Raw genomic sequence first — 342 nt, 5'->3', positions numbered from 1 at the left:
AGTAGAGGGTCCAACACGCACCATAGTGATATACTTTATACACTACCCATCGTTTTTTTTCTGTTTCTCTATTTGAGCACTGTTATAGCCTTCAGGGTCTTTCACAAAAGCAATTTCTGTTGTGCCGCCATTTACTGGCCCCGTCTCTAGACTGACGTTTCCACCATCGGCCTTTATTTCGTCCAATGCCTTGTATATATCTTCAAATTCAATAGCTATATGGCCATACGCATTACAAAGATCGTAGCTATTTTGATCCCAATTATAAGTAAGCTCTAATAAAGTATTACTATCATCTTCAGCATACACTACAACAGCTAATGTATAACGCTAGTCTTCCTT

At 38.6% G+C, this 342-nt stretch carries 1 pseudogene; it reads right to left on the bottom strand.

Going from position 1 to position 342, the window contains the following annotated elements:
* Window positions 1-42: 42 nt before the first annotated feature.
* Window positions 43-330: pseudogene (locus CWC04_RS19555) on the bottom strand (VOC family protein); the annotation flags it as partial.
* Window positions 331-342 lie beyond the last annotated feature (12 nt).

It is taken from the genome of Pseudoalteromonas sp. S2893 (genome assembly GCF_005887105.1).
Taxonomy (GTDB): Bacteria; Pseudomonadota; Gammaproteobacteria; order Enterobacterales; family Alteromonadaceae; genus Pseudoalteromonas; species Pseudoalteromonas atlantica.
This window is presented reverse-complemented; position numbering and strand designations above follow the sequence as displayed.